We start from the raw sequence: 23,221 nt of genomic DNA on the forward strand, positions 1-23,221 counted from the left end.
AGGACGAATGTGTCGACAGTGAGTGATTCCGTCAGCCTCTCAGCCCCGAGGGGGGCGGACGCGGGCCTGACCCCCAAGCAGCTGGCGGACAAGTACGGCTTGACGGTCAGCGGTCGCCGCCCCGGGCTGTTCGCGTACAGCAGGCAGCTGTGGAACCGGCGCCACTTCATCATGGCGTTCGCCACCGCCCGGCTGGTCGCGCAGTACACCACGGCCAAGCTCGGCCAGGTCTGGCAGGTGGCCACGCCCCTGCTGAACTGCCTGGTGTTCTACATCGTCTTCGGCGTGATCCTCGGCAACAAGGGGATCCCGCACTACGTCGCCTGGCTGTGCATCGGTGTCTTCGTCTTCCAGTTCACCCAGAGCGCGGTGCAGGCCGGCACCCGGGCGATCTCGGACAACCTCGGGCTGATCCGCGCGCTGCACTTCCCCCGTGCCTCGATGCCGATCGCCTTCACCGTGATCCAGCTCCAGCAGCTGCTGATCTCGATGGTGGTGCTGGTCGCCATCGTGCTGGGCAGCGGGATCCCGCCGACCGACACCTGGATCCTGGTGATCCCGGCGCTGATCCTGCAGAGCGCGTTCAACACCGGCCTGGCCCTGATCATGGCCCGGATCGGCGCCAAGACCAGTGACATCTCGCAGCTGATCCCGTTCGTGATGCGCGCCTGGCTCTACATGTCCGGCGTGATGTACAGCATCCAGGACCGGATCGACAAGTGGCCGCACTACATCCAGGTGATCATGACGATCAACCCGGCCTCGGTCTACATGGACCTGATCCGGTACGCCATGGTCCCGGAGATCTACGACCCGGCGACCAAGAACCACCAGAAGCTGCCGCACCACCAGTGGGAACTGGGCATCGCCTGGGCCGTGGTCACCTTCGTGGTCGGCTACGTGTTCTTCTGGAAGGCCGAGGAGGAGTACGGCCGTGGCTGACACCGCAACCACCGAGAGCCTGGAGAGCGCCGTGCGCGACGCCCAGAACGACAGCGCCCGGGTCCCCACCGTGGTCGTCGACGACGTGCACATCGTCTACCGGGTGCACGGCGCCGGCGCCGGCAAGGGCAGCGCCACCTCGGCGCTGAGCCGGATCATCAGCAAGAAGCGCTCGCCCTCGATCCGCGAGGTGCACGCGGTGCGCGGGATCAGCTTCACCGCGTACAAGGGCGAGGCGGTCGGCCTGATCGGGTCGAACGGCTCCGGCAAGTCGACCATGCTGGCGGCCATCGCGGGCCTGCTGCCGACCGAGCGCGGCGGCATCTACACCAACGGCCAGCCCTCGCTGCTGGGCGTCAACGCCGCCCTGATGAACGACCTCACCGGCGAGCGCAACGTGGTGCTCGGCTGCCTGGCGATGGGCATGACCAAGGAGGAGGTGCGCAGCCGGTACCAGGAGATCGTCGACTTCTCGGGCATCAACGAGAAGGGCGACTTCATCTCGCTGCCGATGCGCACGTACTCCTCCGGCATGGGCGCCCGGCTCCGGTTCTCGATCGCCGCGGCCAAGACCCACGACGTGCTGCTGATCGACGAGGCGCTGGCCACCGGTGACCAGGCCTTCCAGCAGCGCAGCAAGCAGCGGATCAACGAGCTGCGCAAGGCGGCCGGTACGGTCTTCCTGGTCAGCCACGACAACAACTCGATCCGCGAGGTCTGCGAGCGGACCATCTGGATCGAGCACGGCGAGCTGGTCATGGACGGCCTCACCGAGGACGTCGTCTCCGCCTACGAGCGGGGTGAGCGCCCCTGAGCGGGCGCTCCCGACCTGCGGGGCCGGTGCCGGGGCTTCCCCGGACCGGCCCTGCGTCGTGTACCGGCGGTCTTCCCCCGGACGGCGGGAGGCTGCAAGGCTGGGACCTGGCCGGGGAGCCGCCCCGAGTGGGTCCGCGAGGCGTGTCCGAGGCGGGCCCGGAGGGTCGGCCGGTGTACAACGGGGGAGTGACGGCAGTGGCGGCTTCAGCTAAATCAGATAACCCGACTGATGGTGGGGCGGGTGGCGGCGCCCTGGGCGGCGGCACGCTGGACGACGGCACCCTCGGCAAGGCGGACCTGGAGAACTTCCCGGTCGCCCCGGTGTTCCTGCCCGCCGCCTGGCGCGCCGACCTGATGGCGGTCTACGGCTTCGCCCGTCTGATCGACGACGCCGGCGACGGCGACCTCTCCGATCCGGCCGGGGTGGCCCGTCTGCTGGGTGTGGAGAGCGCTCCCCAGGACCCCGGCTTCCGGCCCGCCCTGCTGGACGGCCTGGAGCGCGACCTCGACCGTGCCTTCGAGGCGGCCCTGTCCCCGGACGCCGCCCGCCCCGCCGCCGAGGGCCCGCGCCACCCGCTGATGCGCGCGCTGGTGCCGCTGGTGGACCGGCACGGCCTGACCCCCGAGCCGTTCCGCCGGCTGATCGAGGCCAACCGGGTGGACCAGCGGGTCGCCCGCTACCCCCGGTACCAGGACCTGCTCGACTACTGCACGCTCTCCGCCGACCCGGTCGGCCGCCTGGTGCTGGCCATCGCCGGACGCTCCACGCCCGAGCGGATCACCCGCTCGGACCAGATCTGCACGGCGCTCCAGATCATCGAGCACCTCCAGGACGTGGCCGAGGACCTCGCCCGCGGCCGGATCTACCTGCCGGCCGAGGACATGGCCCGCTTCCGGGTCACCGAGGCCGACCTCGCCGCCCCCGCCGCCGGGCCGCGGGTCCGCGAGCTGATCGCCTTCGAGGCGGCCCGGGCCCGGACCCTGCTCGACCACGGGTCACCGCTGGTAGGTACGGTTCGAGGAAGGCTCCGACTGCTGCTGGCGGGATTCACCGCCGGAGGGTACGCGGCCCTGGCGGCCATCGAGGCCGCCGGGTACGACGTACTGGCCATCCAGGCCAAGCCGGACAAGCGCCGCCTCGCAGTGAAGGCGGCCGCACTCTTCGCGAAGGGAAGGTGAGCGCCCGAGTGGGGGCATCACCACTGGCGTCGGCGCCGGTCATGGCGGCCTACCGGTACTGCGAGGCGGTCACCGCGCTGCAGGCCCGCAACTTCAGCTACGGCATCCGGCTGCTGCCCGAGTCCAAGCGGCTCGCCATGTCGGCGCTGTACGCGCTGGCCCGGCGGGTCGACGACATCGGCGACGGCGAACTGCCACCCGACCGCAAGACCGAGCAGCTCGGGCAGACCCGGGCGCTGCTGGACCAGATCAGGGCCGGGTCGGTGTCCGAGGAGGACACCGACCCGATCAAGGTCGCGCTCGCGGACGCCGCCCGGCGCTTCCCGATCCCGCTCGGCGGCTTCGACGAACTGATCGACGGCGTCGAGATGGACCTCAAGGGCGTCGAGTACCAGACCTTCGAGGACCTCAAGGTCTACTGCCGCTGCGTGGCCGGCTCGATCGGCCGCCTCTCGCTCGGCGTGTACGGCTGCGAGGACCCGGCCCTCGGCGAGCGCTACGCCGACACCCTGGGCCTCGCGCTGCAGCTCACCAACATCCTGCGCGACCTGCGCGAGGACGCCGCCAACGGCCGCACCTACCTGCCCGCCGAGGACCTGGCCCGGTTCGGCTGCGAGCAGGGCTTCGGGCAGCCCGTGCTGCCCGCCGGGGCCGACTTCACCGGCCTGGTCGCCTTCGAGGCCGAGCGGGCCCAGCGGGCCTTCGAGGAGGGCCTGCGGCTGCTGCCGCTGCTCGACCGCCGCAGCCGCGCCTGCACCGCCGCGATGGCCGGCATCTACCACCGGCTGCTCGGACGGATCGCCGCCGAGCCGGAGTCGGTGCTGCGCGGCCGGGTCTCGCTGCCCGGATGGCAGAAGGCATACGTGGCACTGTCCGGGCTCGCCGGAGGGCGTTCTTGATTCTCTCGCCAGTTATGTCACGCTGTGTCAGCAGGGAACCACGCATGCCTGGGAGAGCGTTGTCCACCGCCGGGCGACGGAAGGACCACAACGACGGGGGGAGAGGCTGATGTCGGCACGAGCTGCGGTCCACCGGCCCACCGCCGTGGTGGTCGGCGGCGGCCTGGCGGGCATCACCGCCGCGCTGCGGCTGGCCGAGGCCGGCCAGCGGGTCACCCTGCTGGAGACCCGCCCCCGCCTCGGCGGCCTGGCCTTCTCCTTCCGCCGCGGCGACCTGACCGTCGACAACGGCCAGCACGTCTTCCTGCGCTGCTGCACCGCCTACCGCGGCCTGGTCGACCGGCTGGGCGCGGGCCATCTGGTGGATCTCCAGCCCCGGCTGGACGTCCCGGTGCTCGGTCTCGGTCCGGACGGCTCCCGCACCCTCGGCCGGCTGCGCCGGGCCGGCCTGCCGGTCCCGCTGCACCTCGCCGCCAGCCTGGCGGGCTACCCCCACCTGTCCCCGGCCGACCGGCTGCGGGTGGTGCGGGGAGCGATCGCGCTCAAGGCGCTCGACCTCACCGACCCGGCCCTGGACCGGCTCTCGTTCGGCGACTGGCTGCGCCGGCACGGCCAGACCCCGGCCACCCTGGCCGCGCTCTGGGACCTGGTCGGCGTGGCCACGCTGAACGCCACGGCCGACCGGACCTCGCTGGCGCTGGCCGCGATGGTCTTCAAGACCGGCCTGCTCTCCGACCCGGGCGCCTCCGACATCGGGATGGCCAACGTCCCGCTCGGCGGGATCCACCACGACGCGGCGCTCGCCGAGCTCGAGCGCGCCGGCGTCCGGGTGCTGCTGCGCACCCGCGCCGCCGAGCTCAAGCCCGCCGACCAGCACGCGGTCCGGCTGGAGGGCGGCGAGCTGCTCACCGCCGACACCGTGGTGCTGGCCGGGGCCCAGGAGTCGGCCGCCGCCCTGCTGCCGCCCGGGGCGATCGAGCAGCAGCAGCGGCTCGGGGAGCTCGGCCACGCGCCCATCCTCAACGTGCACGTGGTCTACGACCGCAAGCTGCTGCGGCGGCCGTTCTTCGCCGCACTGGGCTCCCCGGTGCAGTGGGTGTTCGACCGGACGGCGCACTCCGGTCTCGACGTGCCCGGCGCCCAGTACCTCGCGCTCTCCCAGTCGGCCGTCGAGGCCGAGATCGACCTGCCGGTCGCCGAGCTGCGCGAGCGCTACCTGCCGGAGCTGGAGCGGCTGCTGCCGGCCGCCCGCGGCGCCCGGGTGCTGGACTTCTTCGTCACCCGCGAGCGCACCGCCACCTTCGACCCGGCGCCCGGCACCGCGGCCCTGCGCCCGGCGGCCCGGACGGCGGTGCCCGGCGTGCTGCTGGCCGGTTCGTGGACCGCCACCGGCTGGCCCGCGACCATGGAGAGCGCGGTCCGCAGCGGCCACGCCGCCGCCGACGCCGCGCTGGCCCGGGCCGGCGCCGCGGTGCGGATCCGGGTCGACCGCGGCGACGGGCGGTGGCCCCGATGACGGCCCGCCCCACCACCACCGACATCGCACCAGACCGGCCGTCCCCCACGGCCGGGAACACGCAGGAAGAGGGAACGCACGTGGAGGCACGCACCGGCTCGATGGCTCGGGCCGCGGGGGCCGCACCGGTCAAGGACACCTCGTCGGTGGTGGAGCTGCTGGCCCGCGGCCGGAGCCTGTGCACCCCGCCGCTGCGCTCCGCCATCGCCCGTTTGGCCGCACCGATGGACACCGTCGCGGCGTACCACTTCGGCTGGATCGACCGGGACGGCAAGCCGGCCGCGGGGGACGGCGGCAAGGCCGTCCGCCCCGCCCTGGCGCTGCTGTCGGCCGAGGCGGCCGGGGCCCCCGCCGAGCACGGGGTGCCCGGCGGCGTCTCCGTTGAGATGGTGCACAACTTTTCCCTGCTCCATGATGATCTGATGGACGGTGACGAGTTCCGGCGGCACCGGGCGACGGCGTGGACGGTCTTCGGCCCGGCCCAGGCGATCCTGGTCGGCGACGCGCTGGCCACGCTCGGCACCGAGGTGCTGCTGGACGCCGCCGTCAGCGGCAAGGCGACCGCCGCGGACGCCGCCCGCGCCGTCCGGCTGATCACCACCGCGACCCGCAAGCTGATCGACGGCCAGGCCCAGGACCTCTCCTTCGAACACCGTGACCTGGTCACCGTCGAGGAGTGCCTGGAGATGGAGGGCAACAAGACCGGCGCGCTGCTGGCCGCCTCCGCCGCCGTCGGCGCGGTGCTGGCCGGTGCCGACGACCGGGTCTCCGACGCGCTCCAGCGCTACGGCCACCACCTGGGCCTGGCCTTCCAGGCGGTGGACGACCTGCTCGGCATCTGGGGCGCCACCGAGGTCACCGGCAAGCCGCACTGGGGCGACCTGCGCCAGCGCAAGAAGTCGCTTCCGGTGGCCGCCGCGCTGGCCGACGGCGGCGAGGCCTCCCGGCTGCTGGCCGAGCAGCTGGCCGACCCCAAGGGCCGGGGCGAGGAGAGCGAGCCGCAGCTCGCCGCCCGCGCCGCCCTGATCGAGCAGGCCGGCGGCCGCGCCTGGACCCAGGACGAGGCCCGCCGCCAGTACGAGACCGCCCTCGCCGCTCTGGACGAGGTGCCGATGGACCGCACGGTGCGCGAGCACTTCGTGGCACTCGCCGAATTCGTGGTGGTACGAGAGAGGTGACGTCAAGGTGACAGCAACCGCGGGCGGCCGGCTCGACCCCGAGTACGATCCCGAGCCGGCCGCGGTGGGCACCCGCCCGCCGGTGCCCGACGGACCCGGCCCGCGCCGGGCCCCGGTCCCGACCGGGCCAAACGATTCTTCACCCGCCGCGGCCGCCCTGGCCCGGGCCACCACCCACCTGCTATCGCTGCAGAGCACCGAGGGCTGGTGGAAGGGCGACCTGGAGACCAACGTCACCATGGACGCCGAGGACCTGTTACTGCGACAGTTCCTGGGCATCCGCACCGAGGAGCAGACCGCGGCCAGTGCCGCCTGGATCCGCTCCCAGCAGCGCGAGGACGGCACCTGGGCCACCTTCCACGGCGGCCCGCCCGAGCTGTCCGCCACGGTCGAGGCGTACGTGGCGCTGCGGCTGGCCGGCGACCCGCCCGAGGCCGGGCACATGCGGGCGGCCGCCGAGTTCGTCCGCGCCCGCGGCGGCATCGCCGCCAGCCGGGTCTTCACCCGGATCTGGCTCGCCCTGTTCGGCTGGTGGCCCTGGGACGAACTCCCCGAGCTGCCCCCCGAGCTGATCTTCCTGCCCAGCTGGGCACCGCTGAACATCTACGACTTCGGCTGCTGGGCCCGGCAGACCATCGTGCCGCTGACGGTGGTCTCCGCCAGCCGCCCGGTGCGGCCCGCCCCGTTCGCCCTCACCGAGCTGCACACCGACCCGGCCGACCCGTACCCGGCCCGGCCGCTCGCCCCCGCCCGCAGCTGGGACGGCCTCTTCCAGCGGCTCGACCGGCTGATGCACGTCTACCACCGCTACGCGCTGCGCCCGCTGCGCCGCCTCGCCCTGAGCCGGGCCGGCCGGTGGATCGTCGAACGGCAGGAGGCCGACGGCTGCTGGGGCGGCATCCAGCCGCCCGCCGTCTACTCGCTGATCGCCCTGCACCTGCTGGGCTACCCGCTCGACCACCCGGTGATGAAGGCCGGGCTGGCCTCCTTCGACGGCTTCACCGTGCACACCCCCGACGGGCGGCGCTGGATGGAGGCCTGCCAGTCCCCGGTCTGGGACACCTGCCTGGCCGCCATCGCGCTGCGCGACGCCGGACTGCCCGCCGACCACCCCGCGCTGGTCGCCGCCGCGGACTGGATGCTCGGCGAGGAGATCACCGTCAAGGGTGACTGGGCGGTCAAACGTCCACGGCTGGACCCCGGCGGGTGGGCCTTCGAGTTCCACAACGACACCTATCCGGACATCGACGACACCGCCGAGGTGGTGCTGGCACTGCGCCGGATCGCCCATCCGGACGGTGAGCGGCTGGCCGGCGCGGTGCACCGCGGGGTCCGGTGGAACCTCGGCATGCAGTCCAAGAACGGCGCCTGGGGCGCCTTCGACGTCGACAACACCAGCAGGCTCCCCAACCGGCTGCCGTTCTGCGACTTCGGCGAGGTGATCGACCCGCCGTCCGCCGACGTCACCGCGCACGTGGTGGAGATGCTCGCCGAGGTGGGCCTCGCCCACGACCCGCGCACCCGCCGCGGCGTCGCCTGGCTGCTGGCCAACCAGGAGGCCGACGGTTCCTGGTTCGGCCGCTGGGGCACCAACTACGTGTACGGCACCGGCTCGGTGGTGCCCGCCCTGGTCGCGGCCGGCACCGCGCCCGGCCACCCGGCGGTGCGCCGCGCGGTGGCCTGGCTGAAGGAGCGGCAGAACCCCGACGGCGGCTGGGGCGAGGACATGCGCTCGTACGAGGACCCGGGCAGCTGGGCCGGGCGCGGCGAGTCCACCGCCTCGCAGACCGCCTGGGCGCTGATGGCGCTGCTGGCGGCCGGCGAGGGCCCCGGCGGGTCCGCGGCCGGGGACGGCGCGGCCGTCGAGCGCGGGGTGCGCTGGCTGGTGGACACCCAGCTGCCCGAGGGCACCTGGGACGAACCGCAGTTCACCGGGACGGGGTTCCCCTGGGACTTCTCCATCAACTACCACCTGTACCGGCTGGTCTTCCCGGTGACCGCGCTCGGCCGGTACGTGAACGGCACCCCCCTGGGCGGAGGCGGACGATGACGGCAGGCCCGCTGCTGGTGCTGTGCGCGCTCGGCCCCGAACTGTGGGCGCTGCGCGGCGGCGACTGGACCGGCGCCACCGAGCCGCCGGTGCTCGCCCGCACCGGCATGGGCCGCCGCCGGGCCGGCCGCAGCGTGGCCCGGCTGCTCGCGGACGACGGGTACGGCGCGCTGGTGGTGGCCGGGTTCGGCGCCTCGGTGGCTCCCGGGGTCCGGCCCGGCGAGGTGATCGTCGCGGACGCCGTCCGGGACGGCGAGGGCCGCCGGTTCGAGCTGGACTCCGCCCCCGTACTGGCCGAGGAACTGCGTTCGCGCGGCCTGGCCGCCCACACCGGCCTGCACCACACCGCCGACCACGTGGTCCGCGGCGCCGAGCGCGCCGCGCTGCACGCCTCCGGCGCGCTGGCCGTCGACATGGAGGCCGCCGCCGTCCTCGCGGCCCGGGCCGAGCGGCGGCCCGGCCTGCCGACCGCGGTGCTGAGGATCGTGGTCGACACCCCCGAGCGCGAGCTGATCCGCCCCGGCACCCTGCCGGCCGGGGTGCGCGCCTGGCGGTCGCTGCGCGCGGCCGTACCGGCGCTCACCGCCTGGCACCGGCACACCATCGCCGTCCCGGCGTCCGCCCCTGCCCCCCACCAGCCCCACCCACAGCCCTCGACGCTCCCTCAGGAGGCGAGCTAGTCATGGCCATGCCGCTGCGTCAGACCATCCGGGTCGGCACCTACCTCATGCAGCAGAAGATCAAGCGGCGGGACAAGTTCCCGCTGATCGTGGAGCTGGAACCGCTCTACGCCTGCAACCTGGCCTGCGAGGGCTGCGGCAAGATCCAGCACCCGGCCGGGGTGCTCAAGCAGCGGATGCCGGTCGCCCAGGCGGTCGGCGCGGTGCTGGAGTCGGGCGCCCCGATGGTCTCCATCGCGGGCGGCGAACCGCTGATGCACCCGCAGATCGACGAGATCGTCCGCCAGCTGGTGGCCCGCCGCAAGTACGTCTTCCTGTGCACCAACGCCCTGCTGATGCGCAAGAAGCTCGACAAGTTCACCCCCTCGCCGTACTTCACCTTCACCGTCCACATCGACGGGCTGCGCGAGCGGCACGACGCCTCGGTGGCCAAGGAGGGCACCTTCGACGAGGCGGTGGAGGCGATCAAGGAGGCCAAGCGGCGCGGCTTCCGGGTCACCACCAACTCGACCTTCTTCAACACCGACACCCCGCAGACCATCATTGAGGTGCTGGACTACCTCAACGACGAACTGCACGTCGACGAGATGATGATCTCCCCGGCGTACGCCTACGAGAAGGCCCCCGACCAGGAGCACTTCCTCGGCGTCGAGCAGACCAGGGAACTCTTCCGCAAGGCCTTCGCCGGCGGCAACCGGCTGCGCTGGCGGCTCAACCACAGCCCGCTCTTCCTGGACTTCCTGGAGGGCAAGGTCGACTTCGAGTGCACCGCCTGGGGCATCCCCAACTACTCGCTGTTCGGCTGGCAGCGCCCCTGCTACCTGATGGCCGACGGCTACGTCCCGACCTACCGCGAACTGATCGAGAAGACCGACTGGGCCAAGTACGGCCGCGGCAAGGACCCGCGCTGCGACAACTGCATGGCGCACTGCGGCTACGAGCCCACCGCCGTCCTCGCCACCATGGGATCGCTCAAGGAGTCGCTGCGCGCCGCCCGCGAGACGATCTCCGCCAACCGGGGAAGCTGACCGGCCCCTTCCCCGGGCCGCCCGCCGCGGCGGGCGGCCCGGGGAAAACAGGCGAGCGGCCCTCCGCGGCCGCAGGCTGGACACCGACAGTCATCGCTTTGAACGAGCCGCGAGGTGAAGCCATGTCACTTCTGCCCACCATCAAGGGGCCCGCCGACCTCAGACGGCTGGCGGCCGAGGACCTCCCGCCGCTGGCCGACGAGATCCGCGACTTCCTGATCGACGCTGTCACCCGCACCGGCGGCCACCTCGGCCCCAACCTCGGCGTGGTCGAGCTGACCATCGCGCTGCACCGGGTCTTCGACTCACCGCACGACCGCATCCTCTTCGACACCGGCCACCAGGCCTACGTCCACAAGCTGCTCACCGGCCGCCAGGACTTCACCCGGCTGCGCGGCCGCGACGGCCTGTCCGGCTACCCCTCGCGCACCGAGTCCGAGCACGACCTGATCGAGAACTCGCACGCCTCCACCGCGCTCGGCTACGCCGACGGCATCGCCAAGGCCAACCAGCTGCTCGGCCGCGAGGACCGCCGGACCGTCGCGGTGATCGGCGACGGCGCACTCACCGGCGGGATGGCCTGGGAGGCGCTCAACAACATCGCCGACGCCAAGGACCGCCCGTTGGTCATCGTCGTCAACGACAACGAGCGCTCCTACGCCCGTACCGTCGGCGGCCTCGCCCACCACCTCGCCACCCTGCGCACCACCCAGGGCTACGAACGCTTCCTGGCCCGCGGCAAGGAGGCCCTGCAGCGCACCCCGCTGGTCGGCCAGCCGATCTTCGACGCGCTGCACGGCGCCAAGAAGGGCTTCAAGGACGCCTTCGCCCCGCAGGGCCTGTTCGAGGACCTCGGCCTGAAGTACCTCGGCCCGATCGACGGCCACGACATCGGCGCCGTCGAACAGGCGCTGCGCCAGGCCCGGCACTACGGCGGCCCGGTCATCGTGCACTGCCTGACAGTCAAGGGCCGCGGCTACCGCCCGGCCGAGCAGGACGAGGCGGACCGCTTCCACGCCGTCAACCCGATCGACCCGTACACCTGCCTGCCCATCTCGCCCTCCGCCGGGACCTCCTGGACCTCGGTGTTCGGCTCCGAGCTGCTGGCGCTGGGCGCCGAGTACCCGGACGTGGTGGCCATCACCGCGGCGATGCTCCAGCCGGTCGGCCTCGCCAAGTTCGCCGCCGCCTACCCCGAGCGGACCTTCGACGTCGGCATCGCCGAGCAGCACGCCGTCGCCAGCGCCGCGGGCCTGGCCACCGGCGGGCTGCACCCCGTGGTCGCCGTCTACGCGACCTTCCTCAACCGGGCCTTCGACCAGGTCCTGATGGACGTCGCCCTGCACCGCCTCGGCGTCACCTTCGTGCTCGACCGGGCCGGGGTCACCGGCAACGACGGCGCCTCGCACAACGGCATGTGGGACATGTCGATCCTCCAGGTCGTCCCCGGGCTGCGGCTGGCCGCCCCGCGCGACGCCGAACAGCTGCGCGCCCAGCTGCGCGAGGCCGTCGCGGTGTCCGACGCGCCGACCGTGCTGCGCTTCCCCAAGGGCGACCTCGGCCCGGCGGTGCCCGCGATCGAGCGGATCGGCGGGGTCGACGTCCTGGCGCGCACCGGGCCCAACCCGGACGTCCTGCTGGTCGCCGTGGGCGCGATGGCCCCCGCCTGCCTGGACGCGGCCGCGCTGCTGGCCGCCGAGGGGTTCACCGCCACCGTGGTCGACCCGCGCTGGGTCAAGCCGGTCGACCCGGCCCTGGTCTCGCTGGCCGCCGCGCACCGGATGGTGGTCACCGTCGAGGACAACGGCCGGGCCGGCGGGGTCGGCTCCGCCGTCGCCCAGGCCCTGCGCGACGGCGGCGTCGACACCCCGCTGCGCGAGCTCGGCATCCCGCAGGAGTTCCTGAACCACGCCGGCCGGGGCGAGATCCTCGAGGAGATCGGCCTCACCGGAACGGGCGTCGCCGCCCAGACCGCCGCCTTCGCCAAGCGCCTGCTGCCGATCCGAGGAGCGAACCCGCACCATGCCGGCTGACCGCCCCGCCCGCCCCCTCGACCTCGCCGCCCTGATCGCCGAACGCGGCGCCGAGCGCTACCGGCTCCAGGCCGAGTACCTCAACCCGCAGCTGCCCCGGATGCTGCACACCATCGGCTTCGACCGCTACTACGAGCGCGCCGAGGGCCCGTACTTCTACGACGCCGAGGGCAACTCCTACCTGGACATGCTGGCCGGGTTCGGCATCTTCGCCCTCGGCCGGCACCACCCGGTGGTCCGCGACGCGATCCACCAGGTGATCGACCTCGGCCTGCCCGACCTGACCCGCTTCGACTGCTCCCCGCTGCCCGGCCTGCTCGCCGAGCAGCTGCTGTCGTACGCCCCCGGCCTGGACCGGGTCTTCTTCGGCAACAGCGGCACCGAGGCGGTCGAGACCGCGCTGAAGTTCGCCCGGTACGCCACCGGCAGGCGGCGGGTGCTCTACTGCGACCACGCCTTCCACGGGCTGACCGCCGGCTCGCTGTCGGTCAACGGCGAGCAGGGCTTCCGCAAGGGCTTCGACCCGCTGCTGCCGGACACCGCGATCCCGCTCGGCGACCTCGGCGCGCTGGCCGGGGAGCTGCGCCGGGGCGACGTCGCGGCGCTGATCGTGGAGCCGGTGCAGGGCAAGGGCGTGCACGCGGCCCCGCCCGGCTGGCTGCGGGCCGCCCAGGACCTGCTGCACGAGCACAAGGCCCTGCTGATCTGCGACGAGGTGCAGACCGGGATCGGCCGCACCGGCGACTTCTTCGCGTACCAGCACGAGGAGGGCGTGCTGCCCGACCTGGTGTGCGCCGCCAAGGCGCTCTCAGGCGGGTACGTGCCGGTCGGCGCCACCCTCGGCAAGGGGTGGATCTTCGAGAAGGTGTACTCCTCGATGGACCGGGTGCTGGTGCACTCGGCCTCCTTCGGCTCCAACGCCCAGGCGATGGCGGCGGGGCTGGCCACCCTGCAGGTGATGCGGGACGAGCAGGTGGTGGCCAACGCCCGCCGGATCGGGGACCTGTTCCGGGAGCAGCTGACCGCGCTGGTGGAGAAGTACGAGCTGCTGGCCGAGGTCCGCGGGCGCGGGCTGATGATCGGCATCGAGTTCGGCCGGCCGAAGTCGCTCAAGCTGCGGACCGGGTGGACGGCGCTGCAGGCGGCCCGCAAGGGCCTGTTCGCGCAGATGGTGGTGGTGCCGCTGCTCCAGCGGCACCGGATCCTCACCCAGGTCTCCGGCGACCACCTGGAGGTCATCAAGCTCATCCCGCCGCTGATCATCACCGAACGGGAGGTGGAGCGCTTCATGGCCGCGTTCACCGAGGTGATGGACGACGCGCACCGGGGGAGCGGCCTGATGTGGGACTTCGGGCGGACCTTGGTGAAGCAGGCGGTGGGCGGCAAGTAGCCCCGCGGGGGGAGGCGAGGGATGCGGATGGCCGATCGGATCGAGGTCCGGATCACCGGCGTGCTGACCGCGCTCACCGTCACCAGCGGCATGGTGGACGCGGTCAGCTTCCTCGGGCTCGGGCACGCCTTCGCGGCGCTGGCCACCGGGAACCTGCTGCTGCTCGCCTTCGGCATCGGCGGCTCCGAGGGACTGCCGATCGGCCGCCCGGCGCTCGCCCTGGCGGGCTTCGTGGCCGGGGCGGCCGCCGCCCACCTCATGGTCAGCCGGCGGCTGGCCCGGCGGCGGCGGTGGTTCGTGGTGGGCATGTCGGTGGAGTCCACCCTGCTGCTGGCCGCCGGCGGCTACGCCGTCGCCACGGCCGGCCACGGCGGGACGCTGCAGGGGAGCCACGCCACGACCGTGTTCGTGCTGCTCACCTTCGCGATGGGGTGGCGCAGCCGGGTCATCCTGCAGGCCGGGATCCCGGAGATGCCCACCACCCTGGCGCAGACCACCCTGGTCAAGCTGGTCGCCGACGTCGCCTCGCCGCGCTCGGCCCGGACCGCCGGCACGCCGGGCAGCCTGACCAGGCTGCAGCGGCTGGCGACCGTCCTGGGGATGTTCGCCGGCGGTCTGCTGGGGGCGGTGGCGCTGCCGCTCGGCCTCGGTGTGGTGCTGCTGGGGGTGGGGAGCGCGGTGGCGCTGACCGCGCTGGTGTACTCGCGCTCACCCCAGCTGCACCGGCCGGCGCCGGAGGGACTGGGCCACGGCTGAGGAGCGGTCGGCCGGGTCCCCCGGACGCGGCCGGCTCAGCGGGGTGCCGGGCAGAGGTCGGCCTGGAGGGCGGTGAGGATCTGCTCCGCCTTCTGGGCGCCGAAGCCCTCTGGGTGCTTGGCGGAGGTGAAGCGCTGGTTGGTCAGGTCGATCAGCTTCTGCCGGTCCTTGGGGAAGCTGAAGATGGCCTGGCACTGGTTGCGGGCGGCTTCGACGGCCTTCTCCGGCTTGCCCGCGACGATGTCGGGGTCGATCGCGTCCAGGGCGGCGACCAGCTTCGCGGTGGCCGCGGCGTCGGGGGCGGGCGGCAGTCCGGCGTCGGCCGGGGGCGCGGGCTTGGACGCCTCCGGCGCGGCCGAGGACCCCTGCGGGGCGGGCTCGGACGGCGCGACGGCACCGGACGGGGAGCCCGCGGCGGAGGACGCTGCGGAAGGCGCGGAGGTGCTCGGCGCCGTCCCGGCGGCGGTGCTGCCGGAGCTGGAGCAGGCGGAGAGGGTGAGGGCGGCGGCGGCCGTACAGGCCAGCAGGGTGGCTCGAAGACGCATGCCCGTACGGTGTCATGCTCGCGTCCGCTGCGGTAGCCCTTGACAGCGCGGCCGGTGACGCCCTGTCGGGCCGCCGAGGCGGCGGGGTGTCAGAGTTCGGTGCGCCGGCGGCGGACCACCACCACCAGGTCCAGCACGGCGAAGAGCGTGAGCAGCCCGCAGACCACGGCGAAGACGGTGAGCAGCGCCTGGCTGGGATCGTCGGTGGAGGTGGCCCGGGCGGCCCAGATCGCGAAGCCGGCCGTCATCAGGGCGAACAGCGGGGTGAACAGCACCGACAGCAGGAATCGCAGCTTCAGGTCACTCCGGGCGGTGGCGGGCTCGGTGCCGCTCCGCCACACCTTCGGGGTCTTCGCTGGACGCATCGGCGGTCGCCTCGGATCCGGGTCGGTCTACCCTTCCAGAGTAGGACGAGAGGCAAGGGGGACGCTGATGTCCGGCACCGCGCAGTACGTGGGCCTGCCGGTCGAACGGGCCAGGGAGCTGGCCGTCCGCCTGGGGGTGGAGACCGTCCGGGAGCTGGCGCCGGGGGCGTTGATCACCCTGGAGTACCGCGCGGACCGGCTCAACCTCCTGGTGCGGGACGGCGTGGTGGAGCGGGCCTGGCAGGGCTGAGCGCCGGGCGGGGCCCTCGCCCGGCCGCCTGGCCGGGGCGGGGGCCTGGCACGGGGCGGACCCGGCGACCGACCGCTGGGCCGGGAACGGGACCCGGGTGGCGGCGCGGGGCGAGCGGTCGGCGGCCGTCGGCGGTCCGGCGGGCCCGGTGGCGGCCCGGCGGCGTCCGCGGCGGGCGGCGATCCGGGCGTCGACGGCGGCGATCAGGGGCTCGGCCGGCGGCAGCACCAGCAGCACCAGCAGCCCGGCGGCCCAGCCGGCCAGCACGTCCGAGAGCCAGTGGGTGCCCAGGTAGACCGTGGTCAGGCCGATCGACACGGCGGTGGCACCGGCCAGCACCGCGCCGGTGCGCCGGAGCCGGGTGGCCAGGTACGCGAGCACGCCCCAGGTGACCACCGCGTTGGCGGTGTGGCCGGAGGGGAAGATGTTCCCGCCCGAGAAGAGTTCGGGGGAGCCCACGTAGTGGGCGTAGTGCGGGCCGAGCCGACCGGTGACGATCTTGACGCTGCCCACGGTGACGTTGAGCAGCAGCAGGGCCAGGCCCATCACCAGCAGCGGGCGCAGTGTCCCGGTGCGGTGCGAGCGCCAGCCCAGCCACAGGCAGGCGGCGATGGCGGTGGGGCCGCGCTGGCCGGCCACCACCCAGACGTCCAGGAAGGGCTCCAGCTCGGGCCAGCGGCGGTACGGCCGCAGCTGCTTGAACGCCCAGTCGAGGTCGACCAGCGGGGTGTCGCAGAGAATTCCGACCACCACGAGCAGGTAGCCGATGCCGGTGAGAGCGAACACCATGGCGTGCCGTCTGCTGATCGGCGGCCATCCCGACTCGGTGGCGGATCCGTCCTGGGCGGAGGCATTTTCGGAGTCGGTGGATTCAATTCTGGCTGGCACGCACCAGAGATTACCCGGGCCCGGCGGAGCGCTCCGGCGATTGCCGGAAATCTGCTGGTCAGAATGGTGTGATGATACTGTAAATGTGCGTGCGTGTCCCTCCGCGGGTCCTCGAGTGCCGAGCGGAGGAGGAATCTCCAATTGATTTCACGTCACCACCCGGGAATGGCCGGAAAATGGGGACGGTGTGGCCGGACGGCGGCCGCCCCTGGTAGGGGACGGCCGCCGTCCGGTCAGGAGCAGTGGAAGCGGGCCGAGCCCCAGTCGCCGTGGTCACCGGTGGCGGTGCCGACGCTGGTCACCACCAGGTCCACCCGCTGCGCGCCGCCGAGCGGGACGTCGACCGCCAGCGGCGCCGACGAGGACCCCAGGGTCGGGGAGGTCCACAGGGTGGCCCCGTCCGCCCGGACCGAGAAGGTGACGTCCCCGTAGCCGCTGATCTCGTCGTCGATCCCGACCGAGGCGGTGAAGGAGGAGCAGTGGCCGCCGGTCAGGAACTCGATGTCGGAGGCGGCGTGCGCGCCGATCCCCTTCTGGTGCACGGTGCCGTTCAGCGTGATCGGCCCGCCGTCCGCGGCCCCCTGCTCGCCGTTGCTGCGGTCCCGCTCGGCCGGGCCCCAGCCGTTCACCGAGCTGACCCAGGGCAGGTCGCTCGCCCAGCTGTCGGCCCGCGGGCCGCCCGGGTCGGGCGGCGTGGTGGTGCCGCCGACCGCACTCGCACCGTCCAGCACCAGCTGGAACGCGGACCCGGTGGAGAGCGCCGCGGTCTTCACGTTCACCACCCCGGCGCGGTCCGCCGGGTCGTACCACCAGCCCTCGGCCGCCGCGTCGAACGCGGCCTTGGAGGCCTGCTGCGGCAGGGCCCGGCCGCCCAGCGCGACCCGGGTGGGCGCGGTGGTGGAGTGCACGGTGAAGGCGTACGGCCGGGCGGTCTGTTTACCGGTGAAGTCGCCGACGCTGGCGCCGACGTCGATCCGCACCTGACCGGCGCCGCTCGCGGGGGCGTCCACCGTGGCGGTCTGGGTCGCGGACTTCCCGCTGCGGTGCTGCCGGGTCACGCCGTCGTCCTCGTACAGGGTGAAGGAGCTGTGGCCCTGCGGATAGACGTCCCAGGCCAGCGGCGAGGCGGCGGTGCGGTCGAGGTAGGAGCTGACGCCCGGCCACATCGGGACCGCGGCACCCGCCTTGACGAACAGCGGCAGGGTGTCCAGCGGTGCCTGGTAGCCGTTGACGGTGGTCGGGCCCTGGTAGCTGCGGCCGGTCCAGTAGTCCACCCAGGTGCCCTTGGGCAGGTAGATGCCGTCCCGCACCGAGGTGTCCGAGTACACCGGCGCGACCAGGAAGTCCGCACCGCTGAGGAACTCGTACTTCACCGCGTCCGTCGCGGTCACCGGGTCGTCCGGGTACTCCAGCGCCAGCGGCCGGACCGGGCCGACGCCGGTGCGGGTCGCCTCGGCGGCGTAGCTGTACATGTAGGGGAGCAGCGACTCCTTGAGCTTGAGGTACTTGCGATTGATCGCGGTGTACGGATCCCCGTACCGGTAGGGCTGCTTGTCGCTGGGCGCCCAGCCGTCCATCGACATGATGGCCGGCAGGAAGGACTTCCACTGCAGGTCGCGGGTGTAGGTCTTGGCGCTGCCGCCGAAGATGCCGTCCACGTCGCCGCTGTTGTACGCCATGCCAGACATGGTGGCGCCGGCGTAGGTGGGGATCTGCCAGCGGATGTAGTCCCAGCTGCCGGACTGGTCGCCGCTCCACTGCACCCCGCAGCGCTGCGCGCCGGACCAGCTCTCCGGGGCCCAGGTGAAGCCGCGGGCGTCGCTGTTGTCCTCGATGCCCCGGTAGGCGGCCTTGCAGCCGTCGAGGGCGAACTTGTAGCCGGAGCCCACCCAGGCGACGTCCAGCTTGGCGATCCGCTGGCCGGCCTTCACCTGGTCGGCGAGCTGGGAGAGGCCGTTCTCGGTCCACAGGCCCAGCTGCATCTTGCGCTGCTGGAGGCCCTGGGCGGTCCGGGCGAGGTCCTCGTAGCCGCAGCCGTAGCCGTCGTTGACCAGCATCCAGCCGTTCGGCATGTCGTTGGCCCGGTACCCGTCGGCGACGGCTAGCGCGTCCAGGGTGTGCCGCTCGCCGCGGTTGGCGTTGTGCAGGTAGCAGTCGGAGTCGCCCATCTCCAGGCCGTAGACCGGCGGCAGGAAGGGCTTGCCGGTGAGCGAGGTGTACTGGCCGATCACGTCCTTGGCGCTCGGGCCGGCGAAGTAGTAGGCGTCGAAGCGCAGTTCCTGCTCGGTGGTGGCGACCGGGTCGGTGAAGGCGTAACTTCCGGGGGCGTAGGTGTTGCGGAAGACGCCGTAGCCGGCCGAGGAGAGGTAGAACGGCACCGAGTTGGGGTGGCCGCCCTCGTTCCAGTTGGTGTCCTGGCCGACCTGGACGGTCCGGCCGCGGTAGGTGAACGAGCCGTTCTGCTCGCCGGTGCCGAAGAACTGCTCGGCGGCGCCCCGGGCCAGCGTCTGGGTGGTGGCCTTGCCGTCCCAGCTGAGCGGCTTGGACTCGGACCACACCTGGCTGCCGTCGGCCCGGTACAGCGCGAACCGCAGGGCCGACTTGTAGACCCGCAGGGTCACCGCGGTGGTGGAGATCTCATACCGGTCGCCGGCGTCCCGCCAGGTGGTGGCCGGCGGTGCGCCCTGCGGGAGGACGATGTCGCTGCCGGTCGGGTCGGTGAAGGTGCCGTTCGGGGCCAGCTCGATCCGGAAGACCCGGTCGGTGGTGAAGCTGACCCGGGCCCGGGCGGTGCCCGCCGAGATCGAGTAGACGGCGCCGTCGGCGCTGAACGCGGTGACGGCGCCCGCGCTGGTGACCGCCGCCACGGCGGTGGGGGCGAGTGCGGTGGTGAGACCGGCGGCGGTGAGGGTTAGTGCGGCGGCGAGAGCCAGAGCGGCCGGCCGTATGAGCGGATGGTGCACAGATTTGCGCATAATCACCTCTCACGGTGCAGTAATGAGCAACTCTGAGCAGGTATAGCGCAGCCCAAGGCGCTTGACCACAGTTCTGACGTGAAGTGTCCATGTCTGGACATGCCAGAGGCCCCGCATCACTGCGGGGCCTCGGGTGCCGGACGGGTGCTTTACCGGTGCCGGTCAGGGCAGCAGGCGCTCCACTGCCGCGGCGCCGTACTTGGCCAGATCCTGCCGGGCCTTCTCGATCAGCTCCGGGGTGGGTTCGCGGCCCGAGGCGCGCACCAGGTCCTCGGGGTCGACGGGGTTCTCGGCGCCGGTGTGCAGCAGGTGGTCCGGGGTCGGCATGGAGTCGACGTCACTGGGTTTGGACATGTAGGGCCTCCGGGGAGAGGGTGTCGGCAGGCCGCCGGGCGGGCGACCGGCCTCCTCTCGAGTGTGGACCTTCCGGCCCGCCGCCCGCACGGCGAGCCGCCCGGCGTGTCGCGACCGGTGGCGCCCGCCGGGGGTGCTCAGTCGAGCGGGCCGCCGGCCACGTAGATGACCTGGCCGGAGACGAAGCCGGCGCCCTCGCCGGTCAGGAAGGAGATCGTGTTGGCGATGTCCTCCGGGACGCCGACCCGGCCGACCGGGATCTGGGTGGCCGCGGCGGCCTTGAAGTCCTCGAACCCCATGCCCACCCGGGCCGCGGTGGCGGCCGTCATGTCGGTGGCGATGAAGCCGGGTGCGACCGCGTTGGCGGTGATGCCGAACTTGCCCAGCTCGATCGCCAGGGTCTTGGTGAAGCCCTGCAGGCCGGCCTTGGCGGTGGAGTAGTTGGCCTGGCCGCGGTTGCCCTGGGCGGAGGAGGAGGAGAGGTTCACGATCCGGCCGAAGCCGGCGTCCACCATGTGCTTCTGCACCGCGCGGGTCATCAGGAAGGCGCCCTTGAGGTGCACGTCCATCACGGTGTCCCAGTCGGATTCGGACATCTTGAACAGCAGGTTGTCGCGGAGCACGCCGGCGTTGTTGACCAGCACCACCGGGGCGCCCAGCTCCTCGGCGATCCGGTCGACGGCGGCCTGCACCTGGCCGGCGTCCGAGACGTCGGCGCCCACCGCCAGTGCGCGGCCGCCCGCGGCGGTGATCCGCTGCACGGTCTCCCCGGCCGCCTCCTCGGCGAGGTCGACCACCGCGACCGCGTAGCCGTCCGCTGCCAGCCGCAGGGCGGTGGCGGCGCCGATGCCGCGGGCCGCGCCGGTCACGATCGCGACCCTGGTGATCTGCTCGGTCATGCTCGTACTCGTCTCTCTCGGTGGGGTGACGGGCGAGGCCGGAGCGTTGACGGCGGCCTCCCCCGGGTGCTCCGTCCGGGCCGGGGCCGGGGCGGGGGATGGTGGCGCTGCGTGTGCGCGGCCACCTTACCGGCGAGTAGTATTCCGGGCCAGAGGGCAGCGCCGCAGGTGACGGAGGGTGAGGGCGGCTCGGATCCGAGCGGGTGAACCACCGTCTGACACGACCCCGACAGGCCGGGGAAATATGCCAACTTCACCGAACATGCGTCTACTATTGGCCCCTGCCTGCCAGCACAGGCCGACCGTTTGTATAGTGTGCGCCAGCAGCCACCGGCTGCACGGCTGGCGTGCCTTCCATCACAGCGGGATGCTCACTCGCCGTTACTGCCCCGCTCGGGTGTCCCACACACACCGGGCGTGACACCGGGACGGATTTCATGGTGCTGGGGGAGATCCCGACAACCCGCGTGACCGGCCGACTGCAGCAGTCGCCCGGCCACCTCATCCGCGTGGCCCAGCAGGTACACACCCGCTTGTGGTCCGAATTCGTCGGTACCGAGCTGACGGCTCCGCAGTTCGCCGTGCTGCTCGTACTGGCCCTCGAACCGGGCGCCGACCAGCGCACGGTGGGCGAGCGGGCCTCGCTCGACAAGGCCACGATGGCCGAGATGGTCGCCCGCCTGGTGCGGCGCGGCCTGGTGCTCCGCCGCCGCGATCCGGCCGACGGCCGGCGCAAGCTGCTGGCCCTCTCGCAGAACGGCGCGCAGGCCGTGCGCGAGGCCACCGGCGGCGTGGTCCGCGTGCAGCGCACGCTGTTCGAACCGCTCAACCCCGACGAGCAGCTCGAAATCGTCCGGGTGATGTCGAAGATAGCCAGGCTGGAGCCTGCGGCGGTCGCCGTCATGACCGACGCCCGGCCGATGCTGGACGCCCAGCGGGCGATCGGCTATCTGATCCGGGTGGCACAGCAGGTGCACACCAAGCTCTGGTCCGAGAAGGTCGGCTCCGAACTGACGGCTCCGCAGTACGCGGTGCTCGACGCGCTGGAGACCGAGCCGGGTGCGGACCAGCGGACCGTCGGCGAGCTGGCCTCGCTCGACAAGGCGACCATGGCGGAGATGGTCAGCCGGCTGGTGCGCCGGGGCCTGGTGCTGCGGCGCCGTGACCCCTCGGACGGCCGGCGCAACCTGCTCTCGCTCTCGCCGGACGGCCAGGACCTCTTGCACCGCTCGGCGGCGGGCGTGCGCGAGGTCCAGCAGCTGCTGCTCGCCCCGCTCGACGCGGACGAGCACGAGCCGGCGATGGCCCTGCTGGCCAAGGCGGCCCGGCTGTAGCCGGTCCTCCTCGATCTCGACCGCGGATCGGCTGTAACGATTCGCCAGGGCGCCCGATGGGCCGTCACCCCTACGTGGGTGACGGCCCATCAGGCTTCGACCGCCCGGGTGCGGAGCCGGGAGGTCAGTTCCAGTCGAACCCCTGCGGGTCCGGGCCGATCCGTACGCCGGTCTGCACGGCGGCGATCGCGGCCAGGTCCTCGGCGTCCAGCTCGAAGCCGGTCACCGCGAGGTTCTCCCGGATCCGCGAGGGGGTCACGGACTTCGGGATCGCGATCACGCCGCTCTGCAGGTGCCAGCGGAGCACCACCTGGGCGACCGTGCGGCCGTGCTTCTCGGCGATCTTCACCAGCGCGGGCTCCGACAGCAGCTCGCCGCCCTGGCCGAGCGGGCTCCAGGCCTCGGCGGCGATGCCGTGCTGGGCCTGGAAGTCGCGCAGCTCCTGCTGCGGGAAGTACGGGTGCAGCTCGACCTGGTTGAGCACGGGCACCACCGAGCTCTCCTTGATCAGCGTCTCGAGCTGCGGGATGCCGAAGTTGGAGACGCCGACCGACTTGACCCGGCCGTCGTCGAGCAGCCCGGCGACCGCCTCCCAGACGTTCAGGAAGGTGCCGTGCATCGGGCGCGGCCAGTGGATCAGGTACAGGTCGAGGTAGTCCAGGCCCAGCTTCTCGAGCGACGCGTCGAACTCCTGCCGGACGGCCGCCCGGCCGGCCGCACCCGACCAGTCACGGGTGCCCGAGTTCCACAGCTTGGTGGTGATGAACAGCTCCTCGCGGGGCACGCCGGCCTCCGCGACGGCCCGGCCGGTGCCGACCTCGTTCTCGTAGATCGCGGCTGTGTCGATCGAGCGGTAGCCCGCCTCGATGGCGGTGCGCACGGCCGGCGTGGCCTCCGCGTCCGGGACCTGCCAGACACCGAAGCCGAGCTGCGGGATCACCGCGCCGTTGTTCAGGGTGACGCTGGGGATGGTGCTCACGAGAAGGGGTGCCCCTCTGGTCGTCCAATGATTCCGTCATTGGCGAACTCCCGGGGGCGGCGGATGATTCCCGCCCGGCCGGATTTCACCGGATCCGGTGAACCCGTCCGCGACCCCGGGGCCACGGCGCCCGCAACCGCACCACCCCGACCGGAAAACCTGTTG

At 72.8% G+C, this 23,221-nt stretch carries 20 protein-coding genes and 1 pseudogene; 14 read left to right on the forward strand and 7 right to left on the reverse strand.

Annotation, left to right across the window (positions count from 1 at the left end; all coding sequences use genetic code 11):
* Positions 1-9: 9 nt before the first annotated feature.
* The 12 genes from AB0D08_RS06000 to AB0D08_RS06055 all read left to right on the forward strand — a co-directional run bounded on the left by AB0D08_RS06000 (position 10) and on the right by AB0D08_RS06055 (position 14,467).
* The gene (locus tag AB0D08_RS06000; RefSeq protein ID WP_033824327.1) at positions 10-942 is read left to right on the forward strand and encodes an ABC transporter permease; all 933 of its coding nucleotides are present in this window, start codon (positions 10-12) and stop codon (positions 940-942) included.
* 19 nt (positions 943-961) lie between these two features.
* Positions 962-1,756 (forward strand): ABC transporter ATP-binding protein, encoded by a 795-nt coding sequence (locus tag AB0D08_RS06005; protein ID WP_233289320.1) that lies wholly within the window; start codon positions 962-964, stop codon positions 1,754-1,756.
* A 254-nt stretch (positions 1,757-2,010) separates the two neighbouring features.
* The gene (gene hpnC, locus AB0D08_RS06010) at positions 2,011-2,937 is read left to right on the forward strand and encodes a squalene synthase HpnC (RefSeq protein WP_359886403.1); all 927 of its coding nucleotides are present in this window, start codon (positions 2,011-2,013) and stop codon (positions 2,935-2,937) included.
* 41 nt (positions 2,938-2,978) lie between these two features.
* Positions 2,979-3,836 carry a presqualene diphosphate synthase HpnD gene (hpnD, locus tag AB0D08_RS06015; RefSeq protein ID WP_082527054.1) on the forward strand — a complete coding sequence of 286 codons (858 nt, stop codon included), beginning with the start codon at positions 2,979-2,981 and terminating at the stop codon, positions 3,834-3,836.
* Between the two features lie 109 nt (positions 3,837-3,945).
* Positions 3,946-5,352, forward strand: a complete 1,407-nt coding sequence (hpnE, locus tag AB0D08_RS06020) for a hydroxysqualene dehydroxylase HpnE (RefSeq protein WP_359886374.1) — start codon at positions 3,946-3,948, stop codon at positions 5,350-5,352.
* Positions 5,353-5,453: 101 nt separating this feature from the next.
* On the forward strand, positions 5,454-6,530 hold the full coding sequence (locus AB0D08_RS06025; protein ID WP_033824348.1) for a polyprenyl synthetase family protein: 1,077 nt from the start codon (positions 5,454-5,456) through the stop codon (positions 6,528-6,530).
* Between the two features lie 82 nt (positions 6,531-6,612).
* The gene (gene shc / locus AB0D08_RS06030) at positions 6,613-8,580 is read left to right on the forward strand and encodes a squalene--hopene cyclase (protein ID WP_033824349.1); all 1,968 of its coding nucleotides are present in this window, start codon (positions 6,613-6,615) and stop codon (positions 8,578-8,580) included.
* On the forward strand, positions 8,577-9,260 hold the full coding sequence (locus AB0D08_RS06035; protein WP_063794500.1) for a hypothetical protein: 684 nt from the start codon (positions 8,577-8,579) through the stop codon (positions 9,258-9,260). Before shc ends, AB0D08_RS06035 begins: the two co-directional genes overlap by 4 nt.
* Before the next feature lie 2 nt (positions 9,261-9,262).
* A complete protein-coding gene (hpnH, locus tag AB0D08_RS06040) occupies positions 9,263-10,288 on the forward strand; it encodes an adenosyl-hopene transferase HpnH (protein ID WP_359886377.1) in 1,026 nt (341 codons plus the stop codon).
* Between the two features lie 122 nt (positions 10,289-10,410).
* Positions 10,411-12,321, forward strand: a complete 1,911-nt coding sequence (gene dxs, locus AB0D08_RS06045; RefSeq protein WP_359886380.1) for a 1-deoxy-D-xylulose-5-phosphate synthase — start codon at positions 10,411-10,413, stop codon at positions 12,319-12,321.
* Complete coding sequence (locus AB0D08_RS06050; protein ID WP_033824331.1) at positions 12,311-13,711, forward strand: aspartate aminotransferase family protein; 1,401 nt, start codon at positions 12,311-12,313, stop codon at positions 13,709-13,711. The genes dxs and AB0D08_RS06050 overlap by 11 nt, the downstream gene beginning before the upstream one ends.
* Positions 13,712-13,732: 21 nt before the next feature.
* On the forward strand, positions 13,733-14,467 hold the full coding sequence (locus AB0D08_RS06055; protein ID WP_051813977.1) for a YoaK family protein: 735 nt from the start codon (positions 13,733-13,735) through the stop codon (positions 14,465-14,467).
* Positions 14,468-14,502: 35 nt separating this feature from the next.
* On the opposite strand, the gene AB0D08_RS06060 is transcribed toward AB0D08_RS06055, so the two are convergent.
* Together AB0D08_RS06060 and AB0D08_RS06065 are read right to left on the reverse strand one after the other, a co-directional pair.
* Complete coding sequence (locus AB0D08_RS06060) at positions 14,503-15,012, reverse strand: hypothetical protein (RefSeq protein ID WP_033824332.1); 510 nt, start codon at positions 15,010-15,012, stop codon at positions 14,503-14,505.
* 89 nt (positions 15,013-15,101) lie between these two features.
* Entirely contained in the window at positions 15,102-15,377 is a 276-nt protein-coding gene (locus AB0D08_RS06065) for a DUF6343 family protein (protein WP_033824333.1), read from the reverse strand.
* Between the two features lie 67 nt (positions 15,378-15,444).
* On the opposite strand from AB0D08_RS06065, the gene AB0D08_RS06070 reads away from it, so the two are divergent.
* The gene (locus AB0D08_RS06070; RefSeq protein WP_033824334.1) at positions 15,445-15,627 is read left to right on the forward strand and encodes an I78 family peptidase inhibitor; all 183 of its coding nucleotides are present in this window, start codon (positions 15,445-15,447) and stop codon (positions 15,625-15,627) included.
* 201 nt (positions 15,628-15,828) lie between these two features.
* Here the strand turns inward: AB0D08_RS06070 and AB0D08_RS06075 are convergent.
* The 4 genes and pseudogenes from AB0D08_RS06075 to fabG all read right to left on the reverse strand — a co-directional run.
* Positions 15,829-16,416: pseudogene (locus tag AB0D08_RS06075) on the reverse strand (phosphatase PAP2 family protein); the annotation flags it as partial.
* Positions 16,417-16,748: 332 nt separating this feature from the next.
* Entirely contained in the window at positions 16,749-19,490 is a 2,742-nt protein-coding gene (locus AB0D08_RS06080) for an NPCBM/NEW2 domain-containing protein (RefSeq protein ID WP_359886385.1), read from the reverse strand.
* A gap of 162 nt (positions 19,491-19,652) precedes the next feature.
* Positions 19,653-19,844: a hypothetical protein gene (locus tag AB0D08_RS06085; protein ID WP_033820511.1), complete on the reverse strand. Its 192-nt coding sequence runs from the start codon at positions 19,842-19,844 to the stop codon at positions 19,653-19,655.
* Between the two features lie 137 nt (positions 19,845-19,981).
* Complete coding sequence (fabG, locus tag AB0D08_RS06090) at positions 19,982-20,743, reverse strand: 3-oxoacyl-ACP reductase FabG (RefSeq protein ID WP_033820510.1); 762 nt, start codon at positions 20,741-20,743, stop codon at positions 19,982-19,984.
* Between the two features lie 467 nt (positions 20,744-21,210).
* Between fabG and AB0D08_RS06095 the strand changes: the two genes are divergently transcribed.
* Positions 21,211-22,077 carry a MarR family winged helix-turn-helix transcriptional regulator gene (locus tag AB0D08_RS06095; RefSeq protein ID WP_233289030.1) on the forward strand — a complete coding sequence of 289 codons (867 nt, stop codon included), beginning with the start codon at positions 21,211-21,213 and terminating at the stop codon, positions 22,075-22,077.
* A gap of 124 nt (positions 22,078-22,201) precedes the next feature.
* Here AB0D08_RS06095 and AB0D08_RS06100 read toward each other — a convergent pair whose 3' ends face one another.
* Complete coding sequence (locus AB0D08_RS06100) at positions 22,202-23,056, reverse strand: aldo/keto reductase (RefSeq protein WP_033820509.1); 855 nt, start codon at positions 23,054-23,056, stop codon at positions 22,202-22,204.
* Positions 23,057-23,221: the final 165 nt, after the last annotated feature.

This window comes from Kitasatospora sp. NPDC048540, assembly GCF_040651175.1.
Classification (GTDB): Bacteria; Actinomycetota; Actinomycetes; order Streptomycetales; family Streptomycetaceae; genus Kitasatospora.

Bases quoted from the DNA above. Each gene is read 5' to 3' on its own strand.
- AB0D08_RS06085 (WP_033820511.1), bottom strand. From the start codon at position 19,844: ATGTCCAAACCCAGTGACGTCGACTCCATGCCGACCCCGGACCACCTG.
- AB0D08_RS06025 (WP_033824348.1), top strand. From the start codon at position 5,454: ATGGCTCGGGCCGCGGGGGCCGCACCGGTCAAGGACACCTCGTCGGTG.
- hpnE (WP_359886374.1), top strand. From the start codon at position 3,946: ATGTCGGCACGAGCTGCGGTCCACCGGCCCACCGCCGTGGTGGTCGGC.
- hpnH (WP_359886377.1), top strand. From the start codon at position 9,263: ATGGCCATGCCGCTGCGTCAGACCATCCGGGTCGGCACCTACCTCATG.
- fabG (WP_033820510.1), bottom strand. From the start codon at position 20,743: ATGACCGAGCAGATCACCAGGGTCGCGATCGTGACCGGCGCGGCCCGC.
- AB0D08_RS06065 (WP_033824333.1), bottom strand. From the start codon at position 15,377: ATGCGTCCAGCGAAGACCCCGAAGGTGTGGCGGAGCGGCACCGAGCCC.
- dxs (WP_359886380.1), top strand. From the start codon at position 10,411: ATGTCACTTCTGCCCACCATCAAGGGGCCCGCCGACCTCAGACGGCTG.
- AB0D08_RS06055 (WP_051813977.1), top strand. From the start codon at position 13,733: ATGCGGATGGCCGATCGGATCGAGGTCCGGATCACCGGCGTGCTGACC.
- AB0D08_RS06050 (WP_033824331.1), top strand. From the start codon at position 12,311: ATGCCGGCTGACCGCCCCGCCCGCCCCCTCGACCTCGCCGCCCTGATC.
- hpnD (WP_082527054.1), top strand. From the start codon at position 2,979: ATGGCGGCCTACCGGTACTGCGAGGCGGTCACCGCGCTGCAGGCCCGC.
- AB0D08_RS06080 (WP_359886385.1), bottom strand. From the start codon at position 19,490: ATGCGCAAATCTGTGCACCATCCGCTCATACGGCCGGCCGCTCTGGCT.
- AB0D08_RS06070 (WP_033824334.1), top strand. From the start codon at position 15,445: ATGTCCGGCACCGCGCAGTACGTGGGCCTGCCGGTCGAACGGGCCAGG.
- AB0D08_RS06035 (WP_063794500.1), top strand. From the start codon at position 8,577: ATGACGGCAGGCCCGCTGCTGGTGCTGTGCGCGCTCGGCCCCGAACTG.
- AB0D08_RS06060 (WP_033824332.1), bottom strand. From the start codon at position 15,012: ATGCGTCTTCGAGCCACCCTGCTGGCCTGTACGGCCGCCGCCGCCCTC.